The organism is Candidatus Thiodiazotropha sp. LNASS1, from assembly GCF_964212655.1.
GTDB lineage: Bacteria > Pseudomonadota > Gammaproteobacteria > Chromatiales > Chromatiaceae > Thiodiazotropha.
Genome location: NZ_OZ156465.1, coordinates 72,832 through 86,267, shown reverse-complemented (window position 1 = coordinate 86,267; position 13,436 = coordinate 72,832). Strand labels below are relative to the sequence as shown.

The following is a 13,436-nucleotide window of genomic DNA, read 5'->3' as shown; positions in this document are numbered from 1 at the left end:
TGATCGTAAGGGCTTGGTGGGAAAGGTAAATATGGAAGGTAACCTTCCATTTTAGGATGCGGATTTAAACGTTCGTTTTTGTCTAAGCTCTATGGAAAAACGCACGGAGAAAGGATTTTAGGATGAGAAAACTGGGCTATATCCGTACTTCGACAGACCAGCAGTTGAACGACCGGCAACGTGATCAATTGCAGCAGGAATGCGATTTGATCTTTGTCGAGGATGGCGTCTCCGCCGTCAGCCGGAAACGCCCGGTCTATGAGCAGGTATTGAATGAATTGAAACCCGGCGATGTCCTGGTGGTCAGTTCCCTGGACCGCGCCTTCCGTTCGTCGCTCGATGCGTTATCTGAATTGGAAAAACTGCATCAACGGGGCATTCAGTTTTTGTCGCTGTCACAGCATTTCGACACCACTACGCCAGACGGGAAATTTCTGTTCACCCTGGCCGCCGCCCTGGCGACCTGGGAACGGGAGATTTTATCCAAACGGACCAAGGAGGGTCTTGAAGCCGCGAGGCGGCGGGGTAAGAAGCTGGGACGGCCCCGGAAGTTGAATTCGGAACAGATCGCCCTGGCCCGCCATAAGCTGGAGACCAACTTCTACTCCTCCATCACGGAACTTGCGGAATCCTTCCGGGTTCACGAACAGACATTAATCCGGGCGCTGGAGGAATAGGATTATCGGGTCTCACTACCCACGGCTTTCAATGCTTCGACGAGTTCTGTCGTGCTTTGATTGGATTTTTTGGGTTGGATTAGTGATGGCCACGTTTAATTTTAAGTTTACTAGTGGTTACAGAGTAATAACTTATGTGCGTCTGCATCTTTTGGTAATTCATGATTACCGATACATTCGGTGAAAAAACAATTATTCGCGAACCCAGCGAGCGTAATAAAATTTCATGTACTACATTTTATACAGGCATTTATATTACAAAGATTCTTTGTGTAGTACGCCTATTTTAGAATGGTCCAGGTGGTTTAGGTGCATCCTGAACAATTTCTCCCTGTTCATCGATATGCATGGGTGCTGCGCGCATCTCCGCTTCCCAAGCGATTTTTGCGCCACGCTCAAATCCAAGCTCCGATGCAATAATCACGGCTGTACGCCCGAATGAATCTCTATGGAGCGGATCGACCCCCGCCTGTGCCAAATATTCTGCTGCTTCAAAACAGCCATGACTCAATGCCAATTGCAGCGCGTTCATTCCCTCCTGCGATACATCTTTAATGCATGCGGGGTTTTCGGAAATCGCGGCTTCAATTTCCTCTATATCGTTAAATAAAGCGCCTTCGAGAATATTGGGTGGGTATTCCATTTCCCCCCGATCCTTGTAATACGATAATTTTTTTGCTGGCAGGCCCATTACACGCTCTCACTCGCTATTAACCCACCAAGTATGTTGTTTGCGACAGAAACTACATCTTCATTTGTCGTCTCAACAACTTCATCAATTTCACTATTAAAGAGAAATTGATGGACTGTCCAGCAAAAACCGTTAACTGTCCATGACTCAGGTACCAATTCTTGACTGGATTCAGTCTTCTGCAAGGAGAAAATAAACGGGAGTTTATTTTGGTAACCGCGTAAGAAATGCAAACCGTATATTGGAAGCCAAACACCAACTGCATGGTGGAACGGCTCCGGAAATACAAATGCGGTTGTATAAAAAAGGTCTTTAACTTCTTTTGAGGCGACATATGAAACAAATAAGCGTATTTCTCCTGATGGATGTCTAAGGCTGGTATAGTTTTTTGTTGGTTTAAATATCACCTGCATAACCCTTATCTCGCGGTAATGTTCTGAGATGGCTACAACAACATCGTTAGGTGGTGTTTGATAGTAGAAAGAATTGAGCTGTTTTCCCAAGATAACCAAGTCATCACGTAAAGCAAATTTCTCGATACGATCCGGACAGTGCTTCCGTAAAAATTGGCTCACAATATTATGAAAGTAAACATCTTGAATAATGTCGTATCGCCCTCTGATTACATTTTCCAGTTTCTTTGCATCGTAGTGCTGCTCGAATTCTGTTTTCCGCTTTTTTGCGATATTTGAAAATTCCTCAAGTATTGGCGCTACAGTCCATTTCTTCTTCCCATTCGGCTTCGTTTCAGAAGCTACATATTTTCGAAACTCAGATAGCGCCGCGAGACGGTATTCCAACGTCAATTGCTGAACATCGTTTACGGCATCATCTGCGGTCTTGTTATCTCTCTCAATCATAACCACAAATTATACATGGGGATGAAATGGGGGAAAAGGTTTGTTTAAGCTGGCCGTGCCGAAGGCCAAGCAGAGATGAAAGGCCTGTTTCACACCCAACACTGGAGACCGTTTCATGAATACTTTTAATCAGGACTGGGTTATTTCACAAGCACTTGCCGGTCTGAGTATGAACGGCGAATTGGCCCGATTGCGGAAAGCACATGAAGTCGGACCGAGGAATGCCCGTCGGGAATACCAGGAGCTACGTGCGGAAGCGTGTGCTGCAATCAACACCCTGAAAACCATTCGTGAGAGTTTCATTCCTGAAACTTTCTATGTTGACGATCTACTTGGTGGAGCGGCGGTAGAACTGAAAGAGCGCGCCGCTGAATTCCACCGTAAAGCCCAGGCCGAGGAGGCCTTTCGTTTACGCCATGGCCTGCCGCGTGCGGCCGAGGATCGGTAAACATGGAAACGGTTTTGGTCTTCATATTGATGATCATGTTCGAGGCGGTGGTTATCACCGGCTTTCTGCTCAACGCTCATCTCGCCGCCAGCCCTGACGACGCTATTTTGTTCGCTCTGCTGATCTCTGGCACCAACGTATTCTTCTGTGTGTGGGTCGCATTCCATATTGGCCGCTGGATGCAGTACGGCGCACATGCGGCGGACTCGGACAATCCCGAGTTCGTTGCGATCCGTCGGCGGGCGCGCGGGCTGTTCTGGCTGTGCATGCTGGTTGTCGGGCTTTTCCACTCAACCTCCGGGCTGGTGATCGTGCAAGGCACTCTGGAAGAGTTGCGCCCATCTCTGACGGCTTATCTCGGCATACTGACCAACCCGCATGCGCTTTACATGGTAATGACAGGAGTTGGCATGTCTGTGCTCGCCTACCAGAAAAGCAAAAAAATCGCTGATTCCTATCCGTACTTTAGCGAGTACCACCGCGTCAAGGTCGCCGCCTATGAAGCATTTCAGGATGCCTATGCGGGATACGTCGCTGAGATCGAGGACCGGCACGCCGCCACCCGGCAGGCGCTCGACCGGGCATGGAAAGAATACCGTAAAGAAGAGGTGAAAGTAGAGAAACTGCTCAGTCGGTGCCTGGAGGCCCGCCGCGAATTGTTTCGTGGAGTGGATGAGGCTGAAAGCGCTCTATACACAGACATTGCCCGGTTAAACGAAACTCATCAAGCGGCACGCAGTGACAACACGCCCCTGCCTGATGCCGCCTTAAATCAATTGGCTTCCTATCAGGACTTTCTCGAAGACACTGCCCCGCCTGCTTTGGATGTTCCTCCGAATTTCCAAGACTATCGAAAATCCATGGACGAAACCAAGGCGAGCGCGTTGTACGAGCTGCGAGGCCTGTTTGAAAACCTGCATGCCACATATGGAGATCGTTCATCATGAAATACCGCCGCAGACGTAAAACAAATTGGCCGCTGATGATTGGCGGAACCGTCGCTATCCTCACCACAATGGCAGGGCTCGGCTATGCCGCCTTTCAGACCTATGGCAAACCCGTGCCGGACCGTTACGGCTGCTTTGATGGTGTGAGCGGGACGCAGACACACGTTTTGATCGATGCCAGCGAACCACGCTTCGATGCCGACCAGCAACGCGCTTTGTTGCGCTACTTCAAGCAGGCGTATGACAGGCTGGCATTCGGTGACCGGATTGCCGTCTACACCACCGAAGGCGATCAGCAAGCGTCGGTGCTATCCCCACGCTTCCATATCTGCGGCCCCGCCAGGGAGCCGGATCAACTGACAGCCATCGGCGCGGATACGGGTTCACAAGGTTACCTCAAGAAGCAGCGCCAGCGCCTGTATGAAAAACGCTTCCTGCCGGAATTGCAGGACGTGCTTTCCGACGATCCGGTTGATGAGCACCGCCAAACCTCCCAATCACCAATCCTGGAGATGGTTGCCGACCTGTCACGCATGCCGAGTGTGCGTCCCGGCGCAAAGATTGTTTTGGCCTCTGATCTTGTGATGAATTCCGATTCCGCACAGTTCTGCCAAGTCCAGAACGATATGCCACCCTTTGCCCTGTTTGCCAAGCGCCGTGTGTACCAGGAGCGTCTTAAACCCCGTTCATTAGAGGGGGTGCAAGTCGATGTTCTGATGCTGTTGCGCCCGTCTTACGGTCCCTTCTGCCGTGACGAAGACGAAATCCGTCGATTCTGGATCGATTACTTTCGCGCCAACGGCGTCATGGAACCGCGCGTGATCCGTATTCGTCACGGCCTGGGAGGGTAATTGCTATGAGCACAGAGAAGAATAAGCCCATGGGCATCATGGAACGCGCTGTGATCATCTTCCTGTTGTATCTTGCGCTCGACTGGAGCGGACCGATCAGGATCGGCGAGGAAATCCAACCCTTGTCCGCCGTGCTCATGGGCATACTTCTATTGGCCATGGGTTCGATCCTAGCCGATTGTTTCCGATTGCTGGCGGGCATCCTGGAATGGTTCGGGACGCATCGACCCACGGGCAAGGATGGCACGGCGCATTGGGCCAAAGCCAGGGACTTAAAATCAGAACTCAACCGCAAGCAGCACGGGCCTTTCTGGGGTCTGCTGGGCGGTAGCAAGAAACCGCTCTTTATCGATTATGTCTCCAATGCCGTGACTGTCGCGCCTGCCGGGTCCGGCAAGGGTATTTGCACAGTGATCCCGAACCTCTTTTCCATCAAGGAAAGCAAGGTGATGGGGGATTTTAAGGGCGAATTGCTCTGTTGTATGAAAGAACCGCTGGAAGCACGGGGCGAGGTCGTTCGGTATCTCAATCCCGGCGGTCTGTGGCAGGAAATTGTCGGGGTAGGAGACAGCTACAATCCCCTGGACATCATTGTAGAGGATTTAGACCGCCCCGGCGGCTTGCGCGATGTGTCGGACGATCTGCGGGAATTCTCAGCACAGATATATCCAGAACAGGCGGAGAGCGGGAGTAATGACCGGTATTTCAATGAAGGGTCACGCCGGGCTATCGGTGTGAGCACAGTCATTGAAATTATGGTGGAAAAAAATGACGCAACCCTGGCTTCAGTTGCCTTGTTACTTGAAGACCGGGAGGCATTCGAAAACAACTTGCGCTGGGTATTGGGTATTGATCTGGAGGGCAATCCGTTGCCTAAAGGCGCTATGCCCATTGAGCAAGCGCCTTGGGCAAAATATCACGATCCAGAGGATGTAGTGGAGTTCGCCAAATTGATCCGTTCTTGGGCGGCCAATTGGTTTGCGCTCATCGGGTCAAAAACCTTCGATTCATTTATTTCCGGCGCGCAACAAGCCATAGCCCCATTCGCTTTCGGGCGACTGGCTCCAGCCATGCGGCGCTCGACCTTTTCCATGAATGATCTCAAAGAAGGGGAGAAACCGGTAAACCTGTTTATCGTAGCCGATGCTAGTCGCATGGAGGTCTACAAACCGTATATCGGCCTGATTCAATGGTGCGCGATGACCGCCATTAAGCGTCATCCCCATAAAAGCAGGCCGGTTTACTTCATCATGGATGAAGCTACAAATTATAAAATCCATGGCCTGGAAAGTCTGCTTACCTGGGGCCGGTCCTACGGCCTGCGTCTGCATCTGATCTTCCAGGACCTGTCCGCCTTCGAACGGGTCTACGGTAAGACTGCCTTGGAAACCCTGCTCTCCGAGACCGAGATCAAGCAGTTTCTGCCGGGGCAGCGTTCGCCGAAAACCCTGGAGATGATCAGCAAGATGCTGGGCGACCAGAGCGTGATGGCGGCCAGCCTCTCACAGCGCGACGGGTTTGTGCATGAACAAATGAGTGAAACCGCCCGTCCCCTGATGACACCCGATGAAATCCGCCGCAGTCCCAACGGCCTGCTGTTGGTGCGCCGCGCGCCTCCCGCGCTCATCGAGCCGGTCTCCTATGCGGAAATCCAACCCTGGCGCAAGCAGGCCGGAATCAATCCCTTTCACGGCAAGCCCTTCCTCAGGAAGGTGCGTCTCAAGCTGCGATAGCTAAGGAGGAAAAGGTATGCCTGTCTACAAACCGAAAAAAAGGCGCACCCTGCAATGGGTGGCCATGGGCCTGCGGGGGCTCTGCAGCCTGTACGGCCTTTGGCCGCTGCTGCTCATCGCCGGATTGATTTTCTCGCCGGTGGGTCCGTACCTCCTGACGGATTACACCTACGAGCGACGTGGCTCCTACCGCCACATGCTCGATTGCGACTACCTAGGCTTGCGGGGCCGATTACAAAGACCCGCCCATGGCGGCACATGTCCGTATGTCGTCATCACCGGCCATGACAAAGGGTGAGCGATGGAGAAATTCCAGGGGATGCAGCGGCAAGGCCTTCCGGCGCTCGCGTCCGTAATGATCATACGCGAAGGCCCTATTCATGAGGAAACAGACCATGAAAGACCAGGACAACAACACCTACAGCAAAAAACCGGATTTCGTTGCTTACACCGTGCAGCAATCCAGAGACGGCAAGGGTTACTGGAACCGTATCGGCGCGGCCTGGGAGCATCGTGACGGCAAGGGATTGGAAATCGATCTTGCCAGCCTGCCGGTCAATGGCCGTCTGACTCTGCGGGAAATGCGCGAAGAGCGCATGCAGAGCTATGAGGATGAACGCAAGGAAAGCACTGAGGAACCGGAGCGCCATCAGGACAGGAGCCACGATCATGACCGGGCGCGGTAAACAGGCAAGCCGTATGAGCTATGCGGGACGTGACCCGGCTTTGAGCCGGGGCACGCCGGACAGCCTGCGTGACACCCGGCCTGTGCACACACCGTTCGATCATGCCCGCTGCCCTTATATCAGCAGGCAATTGAAGGACCGGGGTAAAACTGAAACCCAGCGCCGGGAAGAGAGCGGACGGGGCTCGCTGATGGTCAAGCTTCATCGCCCCTTCCCGGAACTGCGCCCAAAGTATGAGGAAGGACCCGTCAGAAGCGCCTTCAATCAGGCCTGGTTTCGTGAACAACGGGCCGCGCAGCTCAAATCCTTCAAGGCGCAACGCCAAGTTGTACAGCAGCGAAACCGGCGGTCAGCGCCGACTAGAGAGCGATGATCCCATGGCTTATACGAAACAAATTAAGAATTTATTAACGGCTGAGACAGTAAGATGAATATAGATACGCTGCGTATCGCAGTTTCCATGATTGCGATTCAGTCTTCCGTAGACAAAAGAGGTTGCACCAAGTGCTGTAAATTTCTTTTGCGTCGCCCCCATCATCATGCTCGCCATGCCTGTTCAAACCTGGTGATATGTCTGCCGTGAAAGGAGAAAACCATTGACCGATAAAGAGAAATTTGACTTAAATGAACAATGGCTTTCTGCCCAAGGTCAGCCAGTGATGGCACCTCCTCAGTGCGATCTGGAGAAATACCGGGAGCACGTCAAGAATTTTGACTTGAGCGAGGAAGAACAGGCTGAACTGTTAAAAACCCTGTGGTCGATCATGGCGGCTTTTGTCGATATGGGTTTTGGGGTAGATTCGATACAGCTTCTCTCGTCTTTGGATCAGCAGCAGGAATCGCCCCAGGTTCCGGCTCAGGAGGAGCAGGTGAACCCGAAAGGAATTACACATGACGACTAAAGACACAAAGGCGGTCATTTACTGCCGTGTATCCAATAAAACCCAAACGACACGGGGTGACGGGCTCGGCTCCCAGGAAACGCGCTGTCGTGAGTACGCCAAATATAAGGGATATGAGGTCGAAGCGGTCTTTACCGATGACGTTTCCGGTAGCCTGACCAAGCGCCCGGGGATGCAGGCCATGCTCAAGCATTTGAGCAAACACCGCAAAAATCCGCGTGTCGCCATTATCGACGATATTTCGCGGCTAGCGAGAGGGCTTGATGCTCACCTTCAGCTCAGAGGCGCTATCGCCAAGGCCGGGGCTACCCTGGAAAGCCCTTCCATTGAGTTTGGCGATGACTCGGATTCTGTCCTGGTTGAAAACCTGCTGGCCAGTGTTTCGCAGCACCAGCGCCAGAAGAACTCCGAACAAACCCTCAACCGGATGAAGTCACGGCTCAAGAACGGCTACTGGGTGTTCCAAGCTCCCGTTGGCTATCGCTATCAGAAAACCTCCGGCCAGGGCAAAGTCCTTGTCAGAGACGAACCCTTTGCCGGCATCGTCCAGGAGGCCTTGGAAGGCTATGCCACCGGACGCTTCCAATTGCAGGTTGAGGTAAAACGTTTCCTGGAGTCATTCCCTGAATTCCCTAAGGATAAGAATGGTGAGGTACGAAACCAACGGGTAACTGATCTGCTGACAAAAGTGTTGTACGCGGGTTATGTCGATTCAGAAGATTGGCAAGTAAGCTTGAGGCCAGGACGGCATGAAGAGCTGATCAGTCTTGAAACATTCAAAACCATCCAGGATCGCCTGAAATCCACCGCGAAAGCCCCCGCCAGAAAGGATATATCGATGGACTTTCCCCTGCGCGGGTTCGTCACCTGTGGCGAGTGCGGCCACACGCTTACAGCGTGCTGGTCAAAGGGGCGCACAGCGCATCACCCCTATTACATGTGTTTTCAGAAGGGCTGTTCCAGCTACCGTAAATCAATTCGACGTGATGTGATTGAGGGCGAGTTTGAGCAGTTCCTACTGTCACTCAAACCGTCTCAAGAGTTGTTCAATGCGGCCTTAGCCATGTTTAAAGACCTTTGGAATTACCGCCTGGAGTTCCAAAAGACGCATAGCAAATCTCTTGCACTGGAGATTGCAAAAACCGAACGCAAGATTGAGCAGTTGCTTGATCGCATTGTCGATGCGGAATCGAATGCCGTAGTGAGTGCCTATGAAAAACGCATCGGCCAGCTTCAACTGGAACAGCAGGTTATGCAGGAAAAAATCGCTCAATGTGGCCGTCCAATCAGAGACTTCGATGAAAGTTTTCGAACCGCGATGGACTTTCTCGCAAACCCGCATGAACTATGGGCCTCCGGGTGCATGGAAGACCGCCATGCCGTGCTAAAACTCACTTTTGCGGACAGATTGGCGTATGTGCGGGGAGAGGGTTTTCGAACCCCAAAAACGACCTTACCTTTCAAGGCGTTAGCAGGTTTTTCAGGGGGTGAAAGCAAAATGGCGCGCCCGGAAGGATTCGAACCTCCGACCCCCTAGTTCGTAGCCAGGTACTCTATCCAGCTGAGCTACGGGCGCTTTTTGTGGAACGCGAATTCTGAAGATTTCTTGTTCTTTTGTCAATGGCATATGGAGAATGGGAAATCCTGCGGCGCTGCGTGCCTGGTCGAACGAAGGGTTTGAATCAAAGCCTCCCTATCCGCCAAATAAAAGGGGGCCGAGGGACTCCTTTGCATGGGTGCCGGCTGGTGGGAGGGATTGATTCGCCTGCGGCTCACCCCTTCGGGGCGCCTTCGCTACGCTGCGGCGTCCTGCGGCGCTGTGCGCCTGGTCGAACGAAGGGTTCTAATCAAAGCCTCCCTATCCGCCAAATAAAAGGGGGCCGAGGGACTCCTTTGCATGGGTGCCGGCTGGTGGGAGGGATTGATTCGCCTGCGGCTCACCCCTTCGGGGCGCCTTCGCTACGCTGCGGCGTCCTGCGGCGCTGTGCGCCTGGTCGAACGAAGGGTTTGAATCAAATCCTCGCTATCCGCCAAATAAAAGGGGGCCCTGTTGGGCCCCCTTTTATTTGGCGGAGAGAGAGGGATTCGAACCCTCGATACGCTATTAACGTATACACACTTTCCAGGCGTGCTCCTTCAGCCACTCGGACATCTCTCCGGATTTTTGGAGGCGCAAGATTAAACCAGTTCCTCTCCGGAATCAAATGGCTAAAGGTGTCTGCTGAATTCGGCGACGATGGCGTCGGACTCTATTTCTCTGAATGTGTCGACACTGATGTGGATCAGTTTGCCGTGGTCGCCGGACTCGAAGTAGAGATCGGGCTGCCTCAGCAAGCTGGCATCAACCAGGGTCTCGATGCCATAGGGCATGCCTGTTGGCGGTACCGCGCCGGTTTCGCAATCCGCGAAGGCCTGCTGCAGTTCATCCTCGGAAATCAGGCTGAGTTTACGGCCGGTCAGCTGTTTCAACTGTTCCAGCTCCAGCCGATGTGTCGCGGGAATAACCGCAAGCAGGTAGCTCTCGTCATCTCCGAGCAAGACCGATTTGGCCATTCTGTCGCCGGGTATATGGGCCGCTTCAGCGGTATGCAGGGTGGAGTCGGTCCGCCGATGATCGATGACGTCGAAACTGACACCGTGATTTTGCAGATACTCTCTGAGTGTAATTGCTATTGCCATTTCCTCACCTCTTTTTACCTCTCCCTGATGCTCAGCCTTGGAAAAGCTTGTGCATCTGATTCATATTATTTAACAAATACTTATAATATCTTTCATTCTATACGAAGACGGGATCACAAAATGCGTGAAAAGCGCACGGCCGGAGGTCTTCTGTCAATCCGGGTTGCGTCTGTTTTTTAGGGCTCTATTTAGGAGTATAGTTCGCCGGTCAACAGCAATGACGTTTCTGCAGATCTGTTTTTTTAACACCGGCATCACCTGACCAAGTAACGAATCAACATGGCGAAAAGAAAGAAAAAATCACCCTCGATGGCAAAAACGGCCGATCGTCACCACCTCTATGAACTCTCTGTGCAATGCGCGGAGGCCGAAATCGATTTCGTGGATGACACCTACAAGAAAATACACGGTCGCAGGGCGAAACGTCTGCGGGAGGATTTCTGCGGTACCGCGAATGTCTGTTGCGAATGGGTGCGGCGACGCAAATCCAATCATGCTATCGGGATCGATCTGGATAAAGAGGTGCTCGATTGGGGTCGGGATAATCAACTGCAGAGACTGAAATCGTCACAGCAGAAACGAATCAGATTAATCGAGGATAATGTCCTCTCGGCAGAAACCGAGCCGATGCAGATCATATCCGCCATGAATTTCAGCTATTGGCTGTTTAAAGAGCGGACAGCGCTGAAAAACTATTTTCAGCGAGTCCATGGTCAACTGGCCGAAGACGGTATCCTGTTTATGGATGCCTATGGGGGTTATGACTCTTACAAAGAGATCGAGGAGGAGCGGGAGATCGAGGATGACGACAGCCTGTTCACCTACATCTGGGAACAGGAGAAGTATGACCCCATCACCGGCAACCTGATCTGTCACATACATTTTGATTTTGAGGACGGCTCACGCATGGAGCGCGCATTCAGTTACGACTGGCGTCTGTGGAGTTTGCCGGAGATCCATGAACTGCTGGATGAAGTGGGATTCAGTAAAGTTACATTCTACTGGCAGGGATTCGATGAAGATGGCGAACCCGATGGTGTGTTTCTACCTGTCCGCGAAGGTGAGGCGGATGCCGGATGGATCTGCTACATCACCGCCGAAAAATAATCACCTAAAGGGCGTTTACATCACTCTCGACTGAACTGAAACGCGCACAATAATCGCATATAAAATCGGCAATGGCCGGCACATCGTTAAGATCGAGTTGGGGCAGTGCTGTCGCCTCTCCGATCCCATTATCGCTGGCAATGGCAATAATTGACGTATCGGCCGGAAACAGCAGGGGTTTGCGCAGGGTCCCGCGATGCAATTCTATCTTGGGAAACGCCAGATGCCGGAAGCCCTCGACCAAAACCAGATCCAATTCACTGCAATCGAGTCGCGTCAGTAACTCCTTCAGTACCGGCTCACGCTCTTTCGGCTCATCCACCATCAATGCCCAGTGGCGGGAAGTGGCGAGCAGTACCCGACCGGCACCCGCCTTGCGCAATTCATAGCTATCCTTTCCCGGCTGGTCGACTTCGACTTGATGATGGGCATGCTTTATCACCCCCAGCCTCAAACCGGCATCGCGCAACAGGGGTATCAGTTGTCTCAGCAGGGTGGTCTTACCCGTGCCGCTGTAGGCAGCGAAACCAAGCAGGGGTACCGGACACGGGTCAGGCGTCTTCACTTTTTATGCCGTGGATCATGATAATCAGATCGGCGGCATCCCGGCTGATCCCCAGTTCAGAGACAAGCTGTTCGGGGCCGGCTCCGGCATGCACCATGCGGATGGCATCACTGTATGGGGGTTCGCCCTGGTGACTGCTCTGTTCGATATTTTCCTGGCGCTCTTCCAGGTCTCTGCCATGGCGCTCCAAGCGGTTCACGCGCTTATCGACACCGACGGCACTGGAACAGAGCGCACTGACTGTCTGCTTTAATGTGTCGATTTCCCGCCGAAGCTGTTCGTAGGACTCGCGTCGATTTCGTTCAAATATCAAAAAGACAACCACCAGCACCAACAACAGCAGCACTATTGGCAGAAGACCAAACCAAAAGAGTGTCGCATCACTACCCGTCATACCTGTCATCCTTAGCGGGGCAGAGGAGGAGTGTCAGGCATACTCATCGATGTGCGGCTTTCCATCATCCTCATTTTTTTTCGGTTTCCTCTGCTGTCTCTGTTTACGTTCATCTGCAGGCCTGGGGCGTTCACGTCGCAACGGCGGCTTGGCTGGCTTCACCGGAGTCAGGGGAATAAGAGGATTTTGGTCTCCAATCTCAGGCATGTTTGGCTTCCTTTTCGAAATCTAACCGTTTTTGCCTCTTGCGCTGTCGATCAATAGGTAGAATAGCCGAAAAACGCTTCCAGGGACAAAGTCCTGCTAGCCTGTTACTGATAAAAACCCATCATTGCAGGGAAATGCAATATGTAATTAGGAAATTCGACCCTGTATGGATACCGGTTGTTCAATCTCCGATGCGCGACAGAAATCAATACATGCTGATCTCCTGCCACTCCTCATCTGTCAGCAATTTATTGAGATCGACCAGGATCAGCAGTCTGTCCTCTTGTGTCGCTACACCCTGAATATAGCGTGAACTCTCTTCGGTACCCACATTCGGCGCCGGATCGATATCCGTTTCACGCAGTTCGACCACTTCGGCTACAGCGTCAACCAAAATACCTACAACCTGTTTTTCAGACTCGATAACAATGATGCGGCTGGCGTCATCCACTTCCTTGGTGGGTAGCCCAAACCGGGTGCGGGTATCAATGACGGTCACAACATTACCACGCAGATTGATGATACCCAGAACATAAGATGGTGCGCCGGGTACGGGAGCGATCTCAGTAATACGAAGCACTTCCTGCACTTGCATTACATTGATGCCGTAGACCTCTTCCATCAAAATGAATGTTACAAACTGAATCAGCGGACCACCGCCAGCCTCTTCATCGTCTTCAATAGTCATG

General features: G+C 52.4%; 18 protein-coding genes and 2 tRNA genes. 11 read left to right on the top strand and 9 right to left on the bottom strand.

Features of this window, described 5'->3' with window-relative positions:
* Positions 1-122: 122 nt before the first annotated feature.
* Positions 123-677, top strand: a complete 555-nt coding sequence (locus AB8516_RS00455; protein ID WP_369156985.1) for a recombinase family protein — start codon at positions 123-125, stop codon at positions 675-677.
* Positions 678-963: 286 nt separating this feature from the next.
* On the opposite strand, the gene AB8516_RS00450 is transcribed toward AB8516_RS00455, so the two are convergent.
* Positions 964-1,368 (bottom strand): ankyrin repeat domain-containing protein, encoded by a 405-nt coding sequence (locus AB8516_RS00450; protein ID WP_369156982.1) that lies wholly within the window; start codon positions 1,366-1,368, stop codon positions 964-966.
* A complete protein-coding gene (locus AB8516_RS00445; RefSeq protein ID WP_369156980.1) occupies positions 1,368-2,228 on the bottom strand; it encodes a hypothetical protein in 861 nt (286 codons plus the stop codon). The genes AB8516_RS00450 and AB8516_RS00445 overlap by 1 nt, the downstream gene beginning before the upstream one ends.
* Positions 2,229-2,343: 115 nt before the next feature.
* On the opposite strand from AB8516_RS00445, the gene AB8516_RS00440 reads away from it, so the two are divergent.
* The 9 genes from AB8516_RS00440 to AB8516_RS00400 all read left to right on the top strand — a co-directional run bounded on the left by AB8516_RS00440 (position 2,344) and on the right by AB8516_RS00400 (position 9,332).
* A complete protein-coding gene (locus tag AB8516_RS00440; protein ID WP_369156978.1) occupies positions 2,344-2,676 on the top strand; it encodes a hypothetical protein in 333 nt (110 codons plus the stop codon).
* Positions 2,677-2,678: 2 nt separating this feature from the next.
* Positions 2,679-3,623 carry a hypothetical protein gene (locus AB8516_RS00435; RefSeq protein WP_369156976.1) on the top strand — a complete coding sequence of 315 codons (945 nt, stop codon included), beginning with the start codon at positions 2,679-2,681 and terminating at the stop codon, positions 3,621-3,623.
* Positions 3,620-4,474 carry a hypothetical protein gene (locus tag AB8516_RS00430; RefSeq protein ID WP_369156974.1) on the top strand — a complete coding sequence of 285 codons (855 nt, stop codon included), beginning with the start codon at positions 3,620-3,622 and terminating at the stop codon, positions 4,472-4,474. Before AB8516_RS00435 ends, AB8516_RS00430 begins: the two co-directional genes overlap by 4 nt.
* 5 nt (positions 4,475-4,479) lie before the next feature.
* On the top strand, positions 4,480-6,207 hold the full coding sequence (locus AB8516_RS00425; RefSeq protein WP_369156972.1) for a type IV secretory system conjugative DNA transfer family protein: 1,728 nt from the start codon (positions 4,480-4,482) through the stop codon (positions 6,205-6,207).
* Positions 6,208-6,223: 16 nt separating this feature from the next.
* On the top strand, positions 6,224-6,505 hold the full coding sequence (locus AB8516_RS00420; RefSeq protein ID WP_369156970.1) for a hypothetical protein: 282 nt from the start codon (positions 6,224-6,226) through the stop codon (positions 6,503-6,505).
* 97 nt (positions 6,506-6,602) lie between these two features.
* Positions 6,603-6,893, top strand: coding sequence for a hypothetical protein (locus AB8516_RS00415; RefSeq protein ID WP_369156967.1), 291 nt, complete (start codon positions 6,603-6,605; stop codon positions 6,891-6,893).
* Entirely contained in the window at positions 6,877-7,266 is a 390-nt protein-coding gene (locus AB8516_RS00410) for a hypothetical protein (RefSeq protein WP_369156965.1), read from the top strand. Before AB8516_RS00415 ends, AB8516_RS00410 begins: the two co-directional genes overlap by 17 nt.
* Before the next feature lie 223 nt (positions 7,267-7,489).
* Positions 7,490-7,795 carry a hypothetical protein gene (locus tag AB8516_RS00405; RefSeq protein WP_369156962.1) on the top strand — a complete coding sequence of 102 codons (306 nt, stop codon included), beginning with the start codon at positions 7,490-7,492 and terminating at the stop codon, positions 7,793-7,795.
* A complete protein-coding gene (locus tag AB8516_RS00400; protein WP_369156960.1) occupies positions 7,785-9,332 on the top strand; it encodes a recombinase family protein in 1,548 nt (515 codons plus the stop codon). The genes AB8516_RS00405 and AB8516_RS00400 overlap by 11 nt, the downstream gene beginning before the upstream one ends.
* On the opposite strand, the gene AB8516_RS00395 is transcribed toward AB8516_RS00400, so the two are convergent.
* The 3 genes from AB8516_RS00395 to AB8516_RS00385 all read right to left on the bottom strand — a co-directional run bounded on the left by AB8516_RS00395 (position 9,295) and on the right by AB8516_RS00385 (position 10,474).
* Positions 9,295-9,371, bottom strand: a tRNA-Arg gene (locus tag AB8516_RS00395). The two genes, AB8516_RS00400 and AB8516_RS00395, sit on opposite strands and share 38 nt — an antisense overlap.
* A 491-nt stretch (positions 9,372-9,862) precedes the next feature.
* Positions 9,863-9,953: transfer RNA gene (locus AB8516_RS00390), tRNA-Ser, on the bottom strand.
* Positions 9,954-10,003: 50 nt separating this feature from the next.
* Positions 10,004-10,474, bottom strand: coding sequence for an aminoacyl-tRNA deacylase (locus AB8516_RS00385; RefSeq protein ID WP_369156958.1), 471 nt, complete (start codon positions 10,472-10,474; stop codon positions 10,004-10,006).
* Positions 10,475-10,753: 279 nt separating this feature from the next.
* Here AB8516_RS00385 and AB8516_RS00380 point away from each other — a divergent pair, with 279 nt between their 5' ends.
* Complete coding sequence (locus AB8516_RS00380) at positions 10,754-11,581, top strand: class I SAM-dependent methyltransferase (protein WP_369156956.1); 828 nt, start codon at positions 10,754-10,756, stop codon at positions 11,579-11,581.
* Between the two features lie 4 nt (positions 11,582-11,585).
* On the opposite strand, the gene mobB is transcribed toward AB8516_RS00380, so the two are convergent.
* The 4 genes from mobB to AB8516_RS00360 form a co-directional block, all read right to left on the bottom strand.
* Complete coding sequence (gene mobB / locus AB8516_RS00375) at positions 11,586-12,146, bottom strand: molybdopterin-guanine dinucleotide biosynthesis protein B (RefSeq protein ID WP_369156954.1); 561 nt, start codon at positions 12,144-12,146, stop codon at positions 11,586-11,588.
* Positions 12,133-12,540, bottom strand: a complete 408-nt coding sequence (locus AB8516_RS00370; RefSeq protein WP_108294512.1) for a DUF2802 domain-containing protein — start codon at positions 12,538-12,540, stop codon at positions 12,133-12,135. The genes mobB and AB8516_RS00370 overlap by 14 nt, the downstream gene beginning before the upstream one ends.
* Before the next feature lie 33 nt (positions 12,541-12,573).
* Positions 12,574-12,747, bottom strand: coding sequence for a hypothetical protein (locus AB8516_RS00365; RefSeq protein WP_154723202.1), 174 nt, complete (start codon positions 12,745-12,747; stop codon positions 12,574-12,576).
* Positions 12,748-12,952: 205 nt separating this feature from the next.
* On the bottom strand, positions 12,953-13,435 hold the full coding sequence (locus AB8516_RS00360; RefSeq protein WP_108294448.1) for a chemotaxis protein CheW: 483 nt from the start codon (positions 13,433-13,435) through the stop codon (positions 12,953-12,955).
* Position 13,436: the final 1 nt, after the last annotated feature.

What these genes read in the sequence shown, in the direction of transcription:
- AB8516_RS00360 (WP_108294448.1), bottom strand. Translation starts at nt 13,435, where the DNA reads ATGACTATTGAAGACGATGAAGAGGCTGGCGGTGGTCCGCTGATTCAG.
- AB8516_RS00385 (WP_369156958.1), bottom strand. Translation starts at nt 10,474, where the DNA reads ATGGCAATAGCAATTACACTCAGAGAGTATCTGCAAAATCACGGTGTC.
- AB8516_RS00445 (WP_369156980.1), bottom strand. Translation starts at nt 2,228, where the DNA reads ATGATTGAGAGAGATAACAAGACCGCAGATGATGCCGTAAACGATGTT.
- AB8516_RS00435 (WP_369156976.1), top strand. Translation starts at nt 2,679, where the DNA reads ATGGAAACGGTTTTGGTCTTCATATTGATGATCATGTTCGAGGCGGTG.
- AB8516_RS00370 (WP_108294512.1), bottom strand. Translation starts at nt 12,540, where the DNA reads ATGACGGGTAGTGATGCGACACTCTTTTGGTTTGGTCTTCTGCCAATA.
- AB8516_RS00400 (WP_369156960.1), top strand. Translation starts at nt 7,785, where the DNA reads ATGACGACTAAAGACACAAAGGCGGTCATTTACTGCCGTGTATCCAAT.
- AB8516_RS00365 (WP_154723202.1), bottom strand. Translation starts at nt 12,747, where the DNA reads ATGCCTGAGATTGGAGACCAAAATCCTCTTATTCCCCTGACTCCGGTG.
- AB8516_RS00455 (WP_369156985.1), top strand. Translation starts at nt 123, where the DNA reads ATGAGAAAACTGGGCTATATCCGTACTTCGACAGACCAGCAGTTGAAC.
- AB8516_RS00410 (WP_369156965.1), top strand. Translation starts at nt 6,877, where the DNA reads ATGACCGGGCGCGGTAAACAGGCAAGCCGTATGAGCTATGCGGGACGT.
- AB8516_RS00440 (WP_369156978.1), top strand. Translation starts at nt 2,344, where the DNA reads ATGAATACTTTTAATCAGGACTGGGTTATTTCACAAGCACTTGCCGGT.
- AB8516_RS00415 (WP_369156967.1), top strand. Translation starts at nt 6,603, where the DNA reads ATGAAAGACCAGGACAACAACACCTACAGCAAAAAACCGGATTTCGTT.
- AB8516_RS00450 (WP_369156982.1), bottom strand. Translation starts at nt 1,368, where the DNA reads ATGGGCCTGCCAGCAAAAAAATTATCGTATTACAAGGATCGGGGGGAA.
- AB8516_RS00425 (WP_369156972.1), top strand. Translation starts at nt 4,480, where the DNA reads ATGAGCACAGAGAAGAATAAGCCCATGGGCATCATGGAACGCGCTGTG.
- AB8516_RS00430 (WP_369156974.1), top strand. Translation starts at nt 3,620, where the DNA reads ATGAAATACCGCCGCAGACGTAAAACAAATTGGCCGCTGATGATTGGC.
- AB8516_RS00420 (WP_369156970.1), top strand. Translation starts at nt 6,224, where the DNA reads ATGCCTGTCTACAAACCGAAAAAAAGGCGCACCCTGCAATGGGTGGCC.
- AB8516_RS00380 (WP_369156956.1), top strand. Translation starts at nt 10,754, where the DNA reads ATGGCGAAAAGAAAGAAAAAATCACCCTCGATGGCAAAAACGGCCGAT.